This window comes from Scandinavium goeteborgense (assembly GCF_003935895.2).
Taxonomy (GTDB): domain Bacteria; phylum Pseudomonadota; class Gammaproteobacteria; order Enterobacterales; family Enterobacteriaceae; genus Scandinavium; species Scandinavium goeteborgense.
Genome location: NZ_CP054058.1, coordinates 2236557 through 2252527 on the forward strand (window position 1 = coordinate 2236557; position 15971 = coordinate 2252527).

At 50.8% G+C, this 15971-nt stretch carries 15 protein-coding genes and 1 pseudogene; 4 read left to right on the forward strand and 12 right to left on the reverse strand.

All coding sequences use genetic code 11. The features are described 5' to 3' along the window. Positions 1 to 11 precede the first annotated feature (11 nt). From msrA to A8O29_RS11545, 3 genes are all read left to right on the forward strand, one after another. On the forward strand, positions 12 to 695 hold the full coding sequence (msrA, locus tag A8O29_RS11535) for a peptide-methionine (S)-S-oxide reductase MsrA (RefSeq protein WP_125353535.1): 684 nt from the start codon (positions 12 to 14) through the stop codon (positions 693 to 695). A 123-nt stretch (positions 696 to 818) separates the two neighbouring features. Further along, entirely contained in the window at positions 819 to 2378 is a 1560-nt protein-coding gene (locus tag A8O29_RS11540; RefSeq protein ID WP_125353536.1) for an MltF family protein, read from the forward strand. Positions 2379 to 2388: 10 nt separating this feature from the next. After that, on the forward strand, positions 2389 to 2748 hold the full coding sequence (locus tag A8O29_RS11545; RefSeq protein WP_125353537.1) for a hypothetical protein: 360 nt from the start codon (positions 2389 to 2391) through the stop codon (positions 2746 to 2748). A 70-nt stretch (positions 2749 to 2818) separates the two neighbouring features. Here the strand turns inward: A8O29_RS11545 and A8O29_RS11550 are convergent, their stop codons facing one another. Together A8O29_RS11550 and A8O29_RS11555 are read right to left on the reverse strand one after the other, a co-directional pair. Continuing rightward, on the reverse strand, positions 2819 to 3808 hold the full coding sequence (locus tag A8O29_RS11550) for an amidohydrolase family protein (protein WP_246316655.1): 990 nt from the start codon (positions 3806 to 3808) through the stop codon (positions 2819 to 2821). Between the two features lie 33 nt (positions 3809 to 3841). Further along, entirely contained in the window at positions 3842 to 4423 is a 582-nt protein-coding gene (locus tag A8O29_RS11555) for a nuclear transport factor 2 family protein (protein WP_125353538.1), read from the reverse strand. A gap of 122 nt (positions 4424 to 4545) precedes the next feature. Between A8O29_RS11555 and A8O29_RS11560 the strand changes: the two genes are divergently transcribed. Next, positions 4546 to 5439 (forward strand): LysR substrate-binding domain-containing protein, encoded by an 894-nt coding sequence (locus A8O29_RS11560; protein WP_125353539.1) that lies wholly within the window; start codon positions 4546 to 4548, stop codon positions 5437 to 5439. Positions 5440 to 5455: 16 nt separating this feature from the next. On the opposite strand, the gene A8O29_RS11565 is transcribed toward A8O29_RS11560, so the two are convergent. The 10 genes and pseudogenes from A8O29_RS11565 to A8O29_RS11605 form a co-directional block, all read right to left on the reverse strand. Then, the gene (locus tag A8O29_RS11565; protein WP_125353540.1) at positions 5456 to 6259 is read right to left on the reverse strand and encodes an alpha/beta hydrolase; all 804 of its coding nucleotides are present in this window, start codon (positions 6257 to 6259) and stop codon (positions 5456 to 5458) included. A 123-nt stretch (positions 6260 to 6382) separates the two neighbouring features. Beyond that, positions 6383 to 7348 (reverse strand): arsenic resistance protein, encoded by a 966-nt coding sequence (locus tag A8O29_RS11570; RefSeq protein ID WP_125353541.1) that lies wholly within the window; start codon positions 7346 to 7348, stop codon positions 6383 to 6385. Positions 7349 to 7436: 88 nt separating this feature from the next. Beyond that, on the reverse strand, positions 7437 to 7868 hold the full coding sequence (gene arsC, locus A8O29_RS11575) for a glutaredoxin-dependent arsenate reductase (protein ID WP_125353542.1): 432 nt from the start codon (positions 7866 to 7868) through the stop codon (positions 7437 to 7439). A gap of 12 nt (positions 7869 to 7880) precedes the next feature. After that, entirely contained in the window at positions 7881 to 9170 is a 1290-nt protein-coding gene (locus tag A8O29_RS11580) for an arsenic transporter (protein WP_125353543.1), read from the reverse strand. Positions 9171 to 9215: 45 nt separating this feature from the next. After that, positions 9216 to 9536 (reverse strand): transcriptional regulator, encoded by a 321-nt coding sequence (locus A8O29_RS11585; RefSeq protein WP_032898385.1) that lies wholly within the window; start codon positions 9534 to 9536, stop codon positions 9216 to 9218. A 302-nt stretch (positions 9537 to 9838) separates the two neighbouring features. Further along, the gene (locus A8O29_RS11590) at positions 9839 to 10888 is read right to left on the reverse strand and encodes an NADH-dependent flavin oxidoreductase (RefSeq protein WP_420854026.1); all 1050 of its coding nucleotides are present in this window, start codon (positions 10886 to 10888) and stop codon (positions 9839 to 9841) included. Positions 10889 to 11395: 507 nt separating this feature from the next. After that, positions 11396 to 12286: a LysR family transcriptional regulator gene (locus A8O29_RS11595; protein WP_125353545.1), complete on the reverse strand. Its 891-nt coding sequence runs from the start codon at positions 12284 to 12286 to the stop codon at positions 11396 to 11398. Between the two features lie 92 nt (positions 12287 to 12378). Continuing rightward, positions 12379 to 12660, reverse strand: a pseudogene (locus A8O29_RS22970) (ISNCY family transposase); the annotation flags it as partial. Positions 12661 to 12865: 205 nt separating this feature from the next. Then, a complete protein-coding gene (locus A8O29_RS11600) occupies positions 12866 to 14338 on the reverse strand; it encodes a pyridoxal phosphate-dependent decarboxylase family protein (RefSeq protein ID WP_125353546.1) in 1473 nt (490 codons plus the stop codon). Positions 14339 to 14352: 14 nt separating this feature from the next. Continuing rightward, positions 14353 to 15738: a diaminobutyrate--2-oxoglutarate transaminase gene (locus A8O29_RS11605; protein WP_159465254.1), complete on the reverse strand. Its 1386-nt coding sequence runs from the start codon at positions 15736 to 15738 to the stop codon at positions 14353 to 14355. Positions 15739 to 15971: the final 233 nt, after the last annotated feature.

Sequence of the window (15971 nt, forward strand, 5' to 3'; positions counted from 1 at the left end):
GGGGAAAGACGATGAGTAAATTTAAGACTCTGCGGATCGCCGCAGCCATCACCGCCACGCTGTTGTTGTCAGGCACGGGATGGGCAAAAACCATCAACGTTCCGCCACCCGCCCAGGATGAAGCGCCCTCAGGACAGGGACTGGAAACAGCCGTTTTTGCGGGCGGTTGTTTTTGGGGCGTGCAGGGCGTTTTCCAGCATATCAAAGGCGTAACCAGCGCGGTTTCCGGCTATGCAGGAGGGAAATCCAGAACCGCGAATTACCCGACAGTCAGCACCGGAATGAGCGGCCATGCGGAGTCGGTCAGCGTGACTTTCGATCCGCAAAAAATCACTTACGGCCAGCTATTACAGGTTTTCTTCTCCGTGGCGCATGACCCAACCGAACTGAACAAACAGGGGCCGGATTATGGCACGCAGTACCGCAGCGCGCTGTTTGTGCAGAACGCCAGTCAGGAAAAAGTGGCGAAGGCATATATCGCCCAACTGAATGCCGCGCACACCTTCAGTGAACCGGTGGTGACCACCGTCGAAGAAAAAGCGCAGTTCTATCCGGCGGAGAAATATCACCAAAACTTTCTCAACGACAACCCTGATTATCCCTACATCGTGATCAACGACATTCCCAAAGTTCAGCAGTTGAAAGCAGACTTCCCGGCGCTGTGGCAAACCACGCCGGTGCTGGTCAAAGAGTAGGGTGGCCGCGCCAGAATACCCTCGCCATGGACGGCGCCTGCGGGCGGTTTCACCCTTTATTCTTAAGCCTGTTGCCGGGAAATTGGCTAAAATAGAGTGATGCACCGCGCGGAGTACCGCTCCATGAATGCATCATTTTCGCATCCTTTCACCGCCATCAGTTTGATTGGCCTTGCCGCCTTATTGTTCGTTACCGCCTCGTTTGCAGCACCGGTAAAAGATGACACCGACCAATCACTGAGCGTCAGCATGGAGGACATTCAGCAGCCCTGGGTCGGTGATTTGCAGGGGATGTACGATCGGCGGGTGATCCGCGTGCTGACCACCTACAGCAAAACTTTTTACTTCATCGACAAAGGCACCCAGCGCGGTGTGACACACGATGCGTTTATCGCGTTCGAGCGCTACCTGAATACAAAATTGATGAAGGATAAACAGCTCAAACATCGCCATCTAAAGGTACGTATCATCTTTGTACCAGTGACCCGCGAGCAGCTTTTTAGCGCCCTGAACGAAGGTAAAGGGGATATCGTCGCCGCGAATCTGACGATTACCCCCGATCGCATGAAGCTTGCCGCCTTCACCGACCCTGTTTATGCCAACGTGAAAGAGTTGCTGCTCTCCGGCCCTGATTCACCTAAGGTTGAAAACCTGGAACAGCTGTCGGGCAAAACAGTTTTTGTCCGTTATTCATCAAGCTATTACGAAAGCCTGAAAACGCTGAATGCGCACTTTGCGAAGGAATCATTGCCCCCGGTCACGCTGCACCCCGCGCCGGAAGCCCTTGAGGATGAAGATCTGATTGAAATGCTGAATGCCGGGTTGATCCCACTGATTGTGGTCGACAGGCATAAAGCACTTTTCTGGAAACAGGTTTTCCCCAACATTGAGGTACATGAAAATATTGTTCTTCGCGAGCACGGGAATATTGCCTGGGGCGTGCGCAAGAGTAATCCCGAACTGTTGGCGTTATTAAATGGCTTTGTGAAAGAAAATAAAGTGGGGAGCAAACTCGGAAACATATTGTTAGTTCGATACTTAAAGAACACGAAATACGTCAAGAATGCGACATCTGAGGCGGAAAGGCGGAAGTTTTTAACCTTAATCGATATTTTCCGCAAATACGGCGATCGCTATAACGTGGACTGGCTACTGATGATTGCTCAAGGGTATCAGGAATCACGGCTGAATCAGAAGGTGCGTAGCCCCGTCGGCGCGATTGGCGTGATGCAGGTGATGCCGAAGACCGGTAAAGAGCTGAACGTCGGTGATATTCGCCATCTGGATCCCAACATTAACGCCGGGATCAAATACATGCGCTGGATGATAGACCAGTACTATGGCGATGAGCCGATGACGCAGCTTGATAAAGTGCTTTTCTCGTTTGCATCGTATAACGCCGGTCCCGCCCGGGTCGCACGCTTACGCACAGAAACCCAAAAGCGCGGCTTTGACCCTAATGTCTGGTTTGGCAACGTTGAAAATGTGGCCGCCGAAAAAATTGGTGCGGAAACCGTTACCTACGTCAGCAATATCTATAAATACTACATTGCCTACCGACTGGTTATCGATGAACTGGCCCTAAAACAGAAAGCGGTGGAGCAATCGACAAGTAAAGCTACACTAGAAAAAGCAGAACCTGTCCCACTGAAAAAACCTGAATCACCCGCCAGCAATCATTGAGGCATTAATAATGATAAAAATAGTCTGCACCATCGCGGTTGCAGGATTTATGGTGTCCAGTTGTTCCTCTTCAAAATCCACGACGCCCGATGAGACGCAATATCAGCGCGTGCTCGCTGCGGCTCATGACTGCGCAGAAGAGGTCAGAGAGAAAACCATCGCGTTGGTCGCCAAAGGATCGCCGACCCGCACGCGCTGGACGACGGCAAACTATGTCACCACAGATGCCACGGGTAAGGAACATCGTCGCTCCGTTGAGTACCGAACCTCAACCATTCTGGACAACGGTTCAGAAGGCAGCGCATGGAAGAAATGCATGCAGGACAACGATGCTTTAGTGCCGGAACTGACGTTTACTCACCAGCCCTGAGCGGGCTGGATGCACGTAATTTTTGTACCCGCGTTGTCGCCAGATAATTTTGTAACTTCAGCAGCCAGAATTACGCAAACTGAGGGAAAAGGGCGAGGGCGTTGTTACGCATAAAATCGGCCCGTAATGCCGCTGAAAGCTGCGGACTGCCGTCAAGCTGGGCGGCAAGGGCGGTCACTAACGGTTCAGGCGTATAAGGGTAATCGCTGCCGTACAAAACATGTTTGGGGTCAGCGATTTCCAGCAGCGCGTTAAGCTGTCGAGGCAGTGGGAAACCGGCCAGGTCGTAATACATGCCGCGCAACGAGGTCATGAATTTTTCCGCATCCAGTTTTTCAGGCAGACCGAGCGCAGGAGAAAGGCCCGCCACACGATCGGCCAGCACCGGGATTGTCGCCCCTGCATGCGGCACGATAATTTGCACATTCGGGAAGCGATCCAGTGTCCCGGAAAGCAGCAGATTAAATACTGCTCGCGTAGTTTCGAACATAAATTCAATCATCGGGAACGGATAGCCAATCGGTGGCAGCGCTGCGGCATTTTCACCTTTTGGCTGAACCTGACAGCACGGACAATGCGGGTTGGTCGGGTGAATGAACACTTTCGCGTGCCGACGATTCAGTTCCTCAAACACCGGATCAAAGCGGGCATCTCCCAGATAAATTCCGTGGAAATTACTTTCCAGCACCACGCCATCGGCCTTCAGGGTATCAAAGGCATATTCCAGTTCACGCAGCGCGCCGTCGACATCCGGCAGCGGCAAGGTGGCAAACATGCCAAAACGCTGAGGATTATCGTGCGCTGCGGTGGCACCTTCTTCATTAACAAAACGCGCCAGATCGCGGGCTGCGGCGTTATCACCAAAGTGGACGCCGGGCGCCGATACCGACAGGATAGCACTGCCAATCTCATTACGGTCCATCATTTCAAGGTGTTCAGTGACGTTCCACTCAGGAATGGCGGGCATCCCTGAAGGTTTCGAATGACCCGCCGCGGCAAGGGCCGCACGATAGCGTTCGGGCAAAAAGTGTGCATGCACATCGATTCTCTGGACCATCATTTACTCCTTTATTTCACTGATATTGAATTCGGTTTAGGCGGCTAACCAACGTTTACCGTCAGCTTTCATCTTGGCTTCCAGTTCACTGCCGCGTGTCGCGAAGATGCGTCCCAGAGGGAATCCGCTCTGCTCAAGTAAATAGGCCAGCGCGGCATATTCTCGTGGATATTTCGTCACAATCGCTTGGTCAATCTCTACCGGGCCGAACGGGAAGGTGAAAGTGCCAATATCGTAAACACTCTGACGATGGAACAGTTTCCATACGCCGTCGCGTTTTTCGGCCAGGTCGTAAAAACGGTTGTGGCATTCACAGCCGATATTCAGCTTCACGTTCTCAGCGATGATAATCGCGTTGGTTTCCAGAATGGCTTTATCACCGGCTTCGTTGAAGGTGATTGCCGGTGACGCGATGAGATGTTTAGTTCGCAGGTCAGACGCGCCCATCCGCATTGAGCCATTCACGAAATCGCTGGCCAGCCCTTCGAACCAGGTAATTTCGATGGTGCCGTCCGGGTGGAACAGATTGCGCAGCTGATCCCATTCGCTCAGGTCGCGGTGCATCCAGCCATTCATCAGGTCGTTAAGTTGCTGGCGGTCTTGAAGTGGGTTATGCATGTTTAGGGTTCCTGTTAGTTGTCAGTCGTGTTTGACTGGATTCAGTTTGGCCCCGAAAGGAGGTAAACTCAAATATATAGATTTTACTGATCAATCATTTTTATTGATTGATGGAGAGGGTTATGGATTTACGTCACCTGAGATACTTTTTGGCCGTCGCTGAAGAACGACATTTCGGCCGAGCGGCAGAACGGCTCAATATCGTTCAGCCCGCATTGAGCATGCAGATAAAAGCCCTTGAAGCCGAGCTGGGCGGTCCGTTGCTGATTCGTACCAGTCGTCGGGTCGAACTGACCGACGCCGGTAAGCTTTTGCAGGCCGAAGCCATGCGCACGCTCGAGCACATGGAACATACGCGACTTGCGGTCGAGCGGTCGATTCGCGGGGAAACGGGTAGGGTGCGGGTCGGGTTTGCTGGCAATGCCGTCTTTAGCGGCAGGCTGATGCAGGACGTTCGCGCGTTTCATCAGGCGTATCCAGATGCTGAGATTATTTGTCAGGAGTTGGCCCCGCAGCTGCAAAATGAGGCTATTCAGAACGGCACACTGGATGTGGGTTATATGCCTGATTACTATCCTGATCATGACTCAGCCCTGGTGTATGAATCCGTGGGTGAATGGGGGCGGGTGGTGGTGATGTCCAGCGAGCATCCGCTTGCCGATAAAGAGAGTCTGACTGTCGATATGCTGGCCAATGAACCGTTAATCATGTACTCCATCAACGACGCGGATTCTGAGCTGGATACGCAGTTACAAAAGCTGCTGGGTGATTCGTTGAATATTGCCTGGCGTATTTCCAGCTCACTGAGCGTGCTCGCGATGGCCGGGGCCGGGCTTGGGATCGCGCTGGTTCCCGCGCCGTTAGCGCAGGTGGCTATTCCGGGCGTGGTCTATCGGGTACTTGATTCGAAGGCGCTCACAGCCAATCTGATGCTGGTCAGCCGTAAAAACGAACCCAGCGCTGCGGTGCTGGCCTATCTTACCCATACGCGAAAAGACACCCTTATAAAAGGTTGAGCGACTTTCATCATAATTATTTGCTCAGGGTAATCAGGATTTGATGCAACTCATTGGCGAACAGCTGTGGATCGGTGGCATAGCTCAGGTGATGACCGCTGATTTCAATACACGGGCAGGGTAGTTGGCTGGCCAGCTCGCGGGCGGTCAGAGCATAAAATGCGTCGGCACTGGTGCGGCCTCGGGCAGTTACCATGGGCACAGCGTTATGGCGAAGCAGATTCAGATCTGGGACAAAGCGGCTGATGACATTGAATTCGTGAGCAAGAAAACGCGCATAGGCACTGCCTTGATCGCCTGGAGCGCTGGCGTTCAGATCCAGACCAACGAACGCGGTGTTAAACAGTTTCATCGCTTCGGCTCCGCCGTCGACTTTATAGGTGTTGTACACGCGGTCGAAAAAGTGGCGCCAGGTGGTGGCTTCAAGCTCTGGCAATAAGTCAGTGATGGGTGGCTCGTGATCGACCAGGGCGCGAACTAATTGCGGGTGATCCTGCGTCAGCTTTAGCGCAATGTTAGCGCCAGCACTGTGACCGAACACAAACGCTTTTTCAGTACCCATGGCACGAATAACGGCCGCCGCATCGCGACCTTGTTGCGCCATGTCCAGTTCAGCATGAATATCGCCGGTACTGCGGAAATTAGCGCGACGATCGTAACGCACTACGGTGTAGTTATCACAAAGCTGAGCCGACAAGGCGGCGAAACGTCGGCTGTCACCATTCCCGCCAGCAACCAGCAGCAGTAATGGCCCTTGACCTTCAACGTCATAAGCGATGTCAGCGCCCTCGGTGTGAACGGTAGCGGAATAGCCGTGCATGGTGTTTTCTCCACAGGGATAGTGGAATAAAGTCTGGACCCAAGAAAAGATAACTTCAAATGGATAGATTTTTCCGATCTATCAGCCGCCCATCTGAGCGGCAAATGAATTATGCCTGAATGGTTATTTCTCTGATTTGCTTCCCAGTAAGGGTATTAGTCGAATATAAATAAGCTCACTCAGTAATTCGACCATTGTCTGCATAACAATCACCGCTGGTAAAACAGGTATTGCTCCGGGTACTGAAAGCGCAAGTGGAAGTATAACCAAGGAATTTCGTGTTCCTGCACTAAACGCAATGGCTCTGCCAGAGGTAGCGTTTAATCTGAATAATCTGGATACACACCACCCGGCTAATGGCGCCAGCACTGCAAAGGCAACGTATACAGGCACAACATGTAATGCCGCTGATTTAGCTTCTCCCAGTTGAGGAACCATTGCTGCGACGACAACAAACAAGACAACTGCCGTCGCCGGAACAGGTAGCAAACCAAGCCCTTTATTAATTGAATACCCCAGTTGACTCCTGCTGCTCCAGAATTGGGTCAAACTTGCCAGGCAAAGAGGCATCACGATCAACCACATGAAGGCCTGAAAAAATGGCCCGGGTCTGACGAGCCCTTCAGCCTGGTCACCCAGAAATAAATGCAGATACACTGGCAAGAGCAGTACCTGCATAATCAGTAGCGCAGGTGTGGAAGCCAAAAGTAGTTTCGAATCGCTCCGACCCAATTGTGAAAATGTCACCACATAATCGATACAGGGGCTCAGGAGAACCATGAGCACTCCCAGCATGACAAGCGGATTATTTGGAATAAACTGTATCAGGAAAGCAACCAGCACCGGTACGATCACGAAATTGGCTATAAGCAATGGCATGAGGAAGCGAATACGGGTGAATGCTTGGCCAAGTTCGGCTACAGGAACCTGGAGAAACGTGACATACAACATCAGTGCCAGCACCGGAGTTATTGCTTTTTCAAATACTGACGTGCCTGGAACCACAGTGGCGAAAATAGCAGCCAGGACCACTGCAAAAAAATAAATAACGACCTGATGAATTTCAAGCCGTTCTCTTAGCTGCATCATATTTACTTAACTCGTATTCTTTCCATAAAGTTGAATATCATACGGATAAAACCCTCTGGTATACACCCCATGGTTTATACGAGAAAAGTTACTTTCGGATCAAACGACGCCCTTCGTTATCAACAACTTTTTCGCCGTCTTCTTTTGTGAACTCTGCTTTTTGAGCTTCCGGAAGTATCTCCAGAACCTTCTCTGACGGTCGGCATAACAATGTTCCAAGTGGCGTGACCACGACGGGACGATTCATCAGAATTGGGTGCGCGAGTATGGCGTCGATCAGTTCATCATTAGTGAATGTATTTTTATCAAGTTCTAACTGCTCATACGGCTCTGTATTTTTACGTAACAATGCCCGAACAGTGATCCCCATATCTGCAATCAGTTTCACCAGTTCCTCACGGGTTGGTGGTGTATCGAGATAGAGGATAACGGTGGGTTCAGTCCCGCTGTTGCGGATCATTTCAAGGGTATTTCGGGACGTCCCGCAGGCCGGGTTGTGATAAATGGTAATGTTGCTCATATCAGTATCTCATTACAAAGTGAAAGACAGACGAAGCGCCAGTGCTGCCAGCGTGAGAAACAGCACGGGGAGTGTCATAACAATGCCCACCCGGAAGTAATATCCCCAGGTAATTTTGATGTTTTTCTGCGAAAGAACATGCAGCCAAAGTAAGGTTGCCAGGCTGCCGATAGGGGTAATTTTAGGCCCCAGATCGCTGCCGATGACGTTGGCGTAAATCATCGCTTCTTTGATAACACCAGTGGCTGCGCTGCCCTCAATCGACAGCGCCCCAACCAGCACGGTCGGCATATTGTTCATCACCGATGACAGGAAGGCTGTCAGGAAGCCAGTACCCAACGTTGCCGCCCATAATCCTTGTTCTGCCAGCTGATTCAGCACGGATGAAAGATAATGGGTCAGACCGGCATTTCGTAAGCCGTAGACCACCAGATACATCCCCAACGAGAAGATAACGATTTGCCATGGGGCACCTCGCAACACCTTGCCTGTGTTAATGGCATGACCTTTTTTCGCAACCACAAACAGGAGCAGGGCACCAACAGCAGCGACCAGACTGACAGGAACGCCCAGCGGCTCCAGTCCGAAGAACCCCACCAGAAGTAAAATCAGAACCAGCCAGCCGGTTTTAAAGGTATTCGCATCGCGTATAGCGTCTTTCGGTTCTTTCAAAAGAGAAACGTCGTAAACGGCAGGAATGTCCTTGCGGAAAAACAGATGCAACATCACAAGCGTCGTCGCAATGGCCGCCAGGTTGACCGGCACCATCACGGCGGCATATTCGGAGAAACCAAGCTTAAAGAAATCCGCCGAGACGATGTTTACCAGGTTTGAGACAATCAGCGGCAGGCTTGCCGTGTCAGCGATAAACCCAGCGGCCATGACAAACGCTAAGGTTGACCCCTTGCTGAATCCCAGGGCCAGCAGCATCGCGATAACGATAGGCGTCAGGATCAGTGCTGCACCGTCGTTGGCGAACAGTGCGGCGACCATCGATCCAAGCAGCACAATCCACGTGAAGAGAAGTCGCCCCCGGCCATTCCCCCAACGGGCAACGTGCAGCGCGGCCCATTCAAAGAAGCCGGATTCATCGAGCAGAAGACTGATGATAATCACGGCAATAAAGGTGGCGGTCGCATTCCACACTATCTGCCAGACCACCGGAATATCCCCCAGATGAACGACGCCAGTCAGCAATGCCAGACCTGCGCCCAGTGAGGCACTCCAGCCAATCCTCAGCCCTCTGGGTTGCCAGATAACCAGGACGAGCGTGAATATAAAGATAGCACCAGCCAGTAACATCGGAAACTCCATTCACATTTGTTTATTCGAATATATACATCGTCATCAGCAGGAGGCAGATGCAACGCTACTAAGCTTGTTGCGTATGTTTTCTCGTTCACAGTTCCAGGCGGTATCAATAATACCCGCAGCCCATGCAGGCATGTGTGGCGACAGTCGGTAATGCACCCATTTTCCTTCGCGGCGGTCGATGACCAGTTCTGCTTCGCGTAACAGCGCCATATGTCGTGAGATTTTTGGCTGAGATTCTGCGGTTGCCGCACAGATGTCACAGACGCACATCTCACCGGACTCCCTGAGTAGCATCACGATAGTCGAACGGGTTTCATCGGCGAGCAGTTTAAAAAGCTGAACAGGCTGTAGCATGCTTAACCTCGTTAAAAAATAACAACACATATGATATTTCATATGTCATAGGTTTTAAAGCATAGCTAAAGTAATGGAGATTTTTTATGACCGACTTACCGGCAATCGAACTCAGAAAGTTTGTTATTGGTGGAGTAGGGAAGTGACACGCCATTAAGCCGGAGCTCTTGATGTCCGTCCGGGTAATAACTCTGTCGAGACGGCAGTATCAACGAGCTTTTTAATATCGTCTTCGCGGGTGACATCTGTTGCTATGGTCATTGCGGGCCCACCTTGCCAAATTTGGGACCGCTTAGATAAATTTAACGGATGTTAAACCAGCCAGTGGTCTCTTCAATTACGCGCCAGAGTTTCTGGGGTATAGCAAGTTGCTCTACGTCTGATGCAGCAATATTGAGAGCAATTTTTCCTTCAGCTTTGCCATCTGCAAACTTAACCCAGTCTGGGTTCATCACCATACCCTGACCTACGGCAGTCAAAGATACCCCTGCTTTAACAGCATCCTCGGCTTGCTCTGGTGTTCGCAACTGTCCGGCAACAATAAGAGGTATACGTCCAGCCAGATGATCGCGCGCGATTTCAATGGCTTTCGGGCCATTCGGTGCATCAACGGGTCTGGCTTCAAGTACATTACCGAGTGATACATGAAGATAATCAATACCTTCATCGACCAGGCGGTCAACCAGCTTAAGCGACTCATCAATGCGCAACCCATCTTCGTAATGCTCATCCAGTGAAATGCGGTATCCCATCAGGAAGGGATTGGTTGCATGCTCAGCAATCGTTTTACGCACACTCTCAATGACGCTGAGTGGGAAACGCATACGGTTTTTAAGAGAGCCGCCCCATTGATCCTCTCTACGGTTGGAATGAGGTGAGAAAAAGTTCTGAAGTAAAAAGCCATGAGCACCATGTAACTCAACACCATCAAATCCTGCTTCTATTGCACGGCGAGTTGCTTCCCCGAAATGCTGAATAACAGTTTCGACTTCAGTGCATGTCAGTTCACGAGGGGTAACGGACGGTGCGAAAGGACCGGCGTCACCGGGAATAGCGCTTGCAGCTACAATATCCGAAACCAGTTCAGGGCTGGTTTTCACACCTGCATGGAATATTTGTAAGATTGCCGGTGCTCCACCGCTTTTTGCAGCAATAGCCAGACGCTTCAAACCGGGAATAAATTTGTCGTCATACGCAGCAAACTCTCCCGTAAACCCAATGCCGTTTTCCTGAACATGTGTACAGCCAGTAATGACCAGCCCGATGTCCTGAACGCGTCGACGATAATATGCTTCTTCCTCATGAGATACCGTGCCGTCATCATTACCAGCCCAGGTCGTCATCGGGGCCATCACAATACGGTTGCGCAGAGTCACACCTTTACCGAGTGTAAATTTTTCAAGAAGTGGATTTTATTTCATGGATAGTTATACCTAAATGAGATTCTTTTTGAAGAAAGGAGCCAGCTTCCCGGACATCATTATTTCATTGTTCCGGAACAGGACGCTGCTGACTGTGACGCCATCTACATGTGTCGTGGTGCCAGATATATGAGGGGTAGGTGAGTGCAGGGCTGAAGCATGACTCGCCATCAGAAATCCTGCGGAGGCCACTGAGCTTGTCAGGATAAAATTTCGGCGGCTTAATCCACCTGTTTTATTACTCATAGCGAGACTCCCTCATTTACATGATGACGGCCCTGGCCGCTGAAAGAACACAGATTGTTTCAGTGGCCATCTTAATCTCTTTAGTATTCAGAAATTAGATGCTTAATTTCGCATGGGCTTAGAAGGAGATTTTCTTAATGGGGTGATAAGAAACTACGTTCAATATGGACCGGGATAAACAGCGTTCAAAGGTTATGGGATGCGGAGTGCTTTGAGCACAAGTGCAAATGCCGGAGAATGTTGCAAACGGCTGGGGTAGTAAAGATGGTAGGGGGGACGCGGTGGGCACCAGTCAGTCAGCACCTGGACTAACATCCCGTTTTCAAGGTAATTCTCCACCGTATCTAGCGGCAGATAAGCAAGCCCCAGCCCATCAAGGGCGGCCTGCCTCATCATATTTATTGTGCTGAAAATCGCTCGTCCATCAATTCGCACCTTAATTTCAGTCTCATCCTTGCGAAACTCCCAGGTATAGAATCCTCCATGAGTGGGCAGGCGTAATTTGATACAGCTGTGGTCGTTTAAATCACGTGGTGTTTCCGGATATATCTTCCCCATGAAATAAGAGGGCGCACCGACCACTGCAAAACGGAAGTCCCTGGTAAGTGGCAGGGAAATCATATCCATATCCACCTGTTCGCCCAACCGAACTCCGGCATCATAACGCTCAGCGACAATATCCTTGAGTCCGTACTCGCTGATAATTTCAATGTTGATATCGGGATATTCGAGCATCACAGGAGCGAGTTTAGGCCAGAGAATTGTATCAGCGGCATGTTCAACGGCAGTAATACGCACAGTACCGGCTGGTTTTTCTCGCAATCCGCTGAGCGCGGCAATCTCACTTTCAATTTCGTCAAAATGGGGTCCTATACGAGAAAGTAACCGCTCGCCAGCTTCTGTCGCCGAAACGCTACGTGTGGTACGGGTAAGAAGACGAAGACCAAGGTCTGCTTCAAGAGTCCTCACCGTGTAGCTCAGCGCCGACTGTGAGACACCTAACTGAGTTGCCGCTTTTGTGAAGCTTTTTTCCCGGGCTACTGCGATAAAAGCTTGATAATCGTTAATATTTTTACGGCGCATTTATTAAACCAATTTCTAAGTGAGGCATCATTAGAGGCATTAACAAAATAATTCGAATAAAGGCAATTTGTCCATCATTAATGCCTGGCAAATTTACGTGGTAACCAAAGACTGGCCTGAGTCATCAGCTTACGGACGGTTTCTTTGGAAAGATGAACGCCGTGAACCTCAGATAGTTTTTCACAAGCCAGAGTCGGACCGAAATCGTTATAGCATTCGGGACTAATGTTCAGTGCGTATGCGGCCAAGTACCGGAGGCAACTGATTATTGCTCGATTTACCATGACGGCGGCCGGACCATCATCACGATAACGCGGTATCAGACGGCGGCACTGACGGTCGTAGATACCAAACCGTTGAACTGCCATCTGTGTTTGTCAGGCGTCAGGCCGGTCGATAACGTCCTGAATTAGCTACTACAACCTTAGTGCGCATAATGTATATTATGTTAAATGAAGTTTGAGAGAATCTAAAGAATGATATTCGTTGTACGCTACGTGAAACCTGACCTCAGTTGCCCACGGCAAATTGCAGATTTCACGTAGCGCATGCTTACGTCACTTCTACTCTACTCGCTTACTACCGGTACTCAGCATTGAGTAATGTCTCTGCCGTCTCTTTCACACTTGTCAGCAGGACGATGACATCCTCCAGACAAACGGTTGGATTCAACAGCGTCATCTTCAGGCACGTTACGCCGTCCGCTTCCGTTACCCCAACGTTGGCGCTTCCGGATGCCAGCAGCACATCACCGATACGCTGGTTCAGCAATGCGACAAATGCGCTATCGCCGCTTTCTGGACGGAACCGGAACAATACGCTTGCCAACTGTGGCTGCATGACTAGTTCCAGGTGCAGCTGTGCTGAAACATATTCAGCCACTTGCTGCGACAGCGTGACACCGTTATCAATGATCTCGGCATACTGCTTTTTACCTAACGCTTCAAGGCCCATCCACAATTTCAGGGCATCGAAACGACGCGTTGTTTGCAACGATTTTGACACGAGGTTCGGCACGCCCTGCTCTTCGTCAAAATCAGAGTTGAGATATGCCGCCTGATAACGCATCAGCTCGTAATGACGTGCGTCTTTTAACAGGAATGCCCCACAGCTGATGGTCTGGAAGAACTGCTTGTGGAAATCCAGGGTCACCGAGTCTGCGCATTCCAGGCCGCTCAGATAGTGGCGATACTTCTCAGAAAGCAGCAGCGCGCCACCCCAGGCGGCATCAACGTGAACCCAAATATTTTCTTGGGCGGCGAGCGTTGTTATCTCAACTAACGGATCAATGGCACCCGCATCCGTCGTACCGGCAGTGGCCACAATCGCCATCACCTGTTCACCGTTGGCTTTCGCCTGCGCCAGTTTGGCTTTCAGATCAGAAAGATCCATGCGTGAGAACGCGTCGGTTTTCACTTGAGTGACAGACCGATAGCCCAGCCCCATCAACGCCATGTTTTTTTGCACGGAAAAATGCGCGCTTTCAGAGCAGAAAACTTTGATTTTGCTCAGATCGCCGGTTAAACCGTGCTGCTGAACGGAGTGTCCCTGACGGGCGAAGAAAGCGTCACGCGCCAACATCAGCCCCATCAGGTTGCTCTGGGTGCCGCCACTGGTGAATACGCCCGCGTCACCGCCGCGGTAACCCACCTGCTCACGCAGCCACTCGATGAGTTTAATCTCAATGATAGTGGCGGAAGGACTTTGATCCCAGGAGTCCATGCTCTGGTTAGTGGCATTGATCAACACTTCTGCCGCCTGGCTAATCACCAGGCTTGGACAGTGCAGATGCGCCACACATTGTGCGTGATGGACTAACAAGCTGTCCTTGAGAAAATACTCAACAGCACGGGCAATGGCAGCCTGGTTGCCCAGGCCTTCAGGGGTAAAGTTCAACTGGATGCGCTCGCGCAGCTGGTCGACGGTTTTGCCCTGGTACATTTCGGGCTGCTTCAACCAGTCGATGACCGCCTGGCTGCTCTGCTCAATAGCGTCCTGATAGGCAGCGATACTTTGCGCCGAACCGGACAGAATCGGATTGTTATCAGACACGTTGTTAACTCCGATTAAACTGGCTTGAGGCCAGCGCCCAGCAAGGCGTTTTCAAATTTATCGAGGAAAATTTCCAGCTCAGCGTTGGTAATCAGCAGAGATGGCAGCAGGCGCAGGACGCAACCATGACGGCCGCCGCGCTCCAGAATCAAACCGGATTCAAAGCATTTTTTCTGCAGCAATGCAGAAAGCTCGCCATCCGCCGGGTAGCAGCCCATGTGATCCTGCGCTTCATTCGGCTTCACGATTTCAATGCCGATCATCAGGCCCAGACCGCGTACGTGACCGATAACCGGATAACGTTGTTGCAGTTCAGCCAATTTGCCTTTCAGCCACTCGCCCTGAGCGGCAACTTTATCCGCAATGCCGTCATCTTTGAGGATCTTAAGCGTGGTCAGGCCGGTGGCCATCGCCAGCTGGTTCCCGCGGAATGTCCCGGTATGGTGTCCTGGCGCCCATGCGTCAAACTGCTTTTTAATACCCAGTACGGCTAACGGCAAACCGCCACCGACCGCTTTAGACATCACGATGATGTCAGGCTCGATACCGGCGTGTTCAAAGGCGAACTGTTTGCCGGTGCGGCAGAAACCAGCCTGAACTTCGTCGATGATCAGCAGAATGCCATGCTCCTGCGTGACTTTACGGATGCGCTGCAGCCACTCAGCCGGAGCCGGGTTCACACCGCCCTCACCCTGCACTGCTTCTAGGATCACTGCCGCAGGTTTGCGTACGCCGCTTTCCACATCATTGATCAAGTTTTCGAAGTAATACGTTAATGCTTTAACGCCTGCCTCACCGCCAATACCCAGCGGGCAGCGATACAGATGCGGATAAGGCATAAACTGCACTTCCGGCATCATGTTGCTGACGGCTTCTTTTGGCGACAGGTTGCCGGTCACGGCAAGTGCGCCGTGCGTCATGCCGTGGTAGGCGCCGGAGAAACTGATGATGCCTGATCGTCCGGTGACTTTTTTTGCCAGTTTGAGCGCTGCTTCTACGGCATCAGCGCCAGATGGACCGGTGAATTGCAGGCAATACTCTTGGCCCTGACCCGGTAATAAAGAGAGTAAATAAGATGAAAATTCATCTTTTAGAGGGGTGGTCAAATCCAGCGTATGTAACGGTAAGCCACTGCTGATGACACTTTGAATGCTTTGAAGCACGTCAGGATGATTATGACCCAGCGCCAGGGTTCCGGCGCCTGCCAGACAATCAAGATATTGATTATTTTCAACGTCGGTTATCCATACGCCCTGCGCTTTGGCAATGGCCAAGGGCAGTTTACGTGGATAGCTTCTGACGTTAGATTCAAACTCGGCTTGTCTTGCGAGGAAGGTATCATTGCTTTGAGGTAATGAATGAGCACTTAAAGTATCAATACGGACTTTATCCGTCATCATATCACTCCTACAACCACGGGTATTATTAACACCGGATTGAGTTAAAGGTTAAAGGAATTGCCTGTAAAAAACGCGGCTAATATATGTTGTTTTAAAAAAGGACTCAATCATTTATTTTAATTTGCTTTTTATCCTTTAAAATCAACGTATAAAAAGCATTGTCTCGATTGTTAACTGGCATTGGTAACTGTATGTAACGCCATGAAGACCATCGCTTTTATGCGGCTTTACTC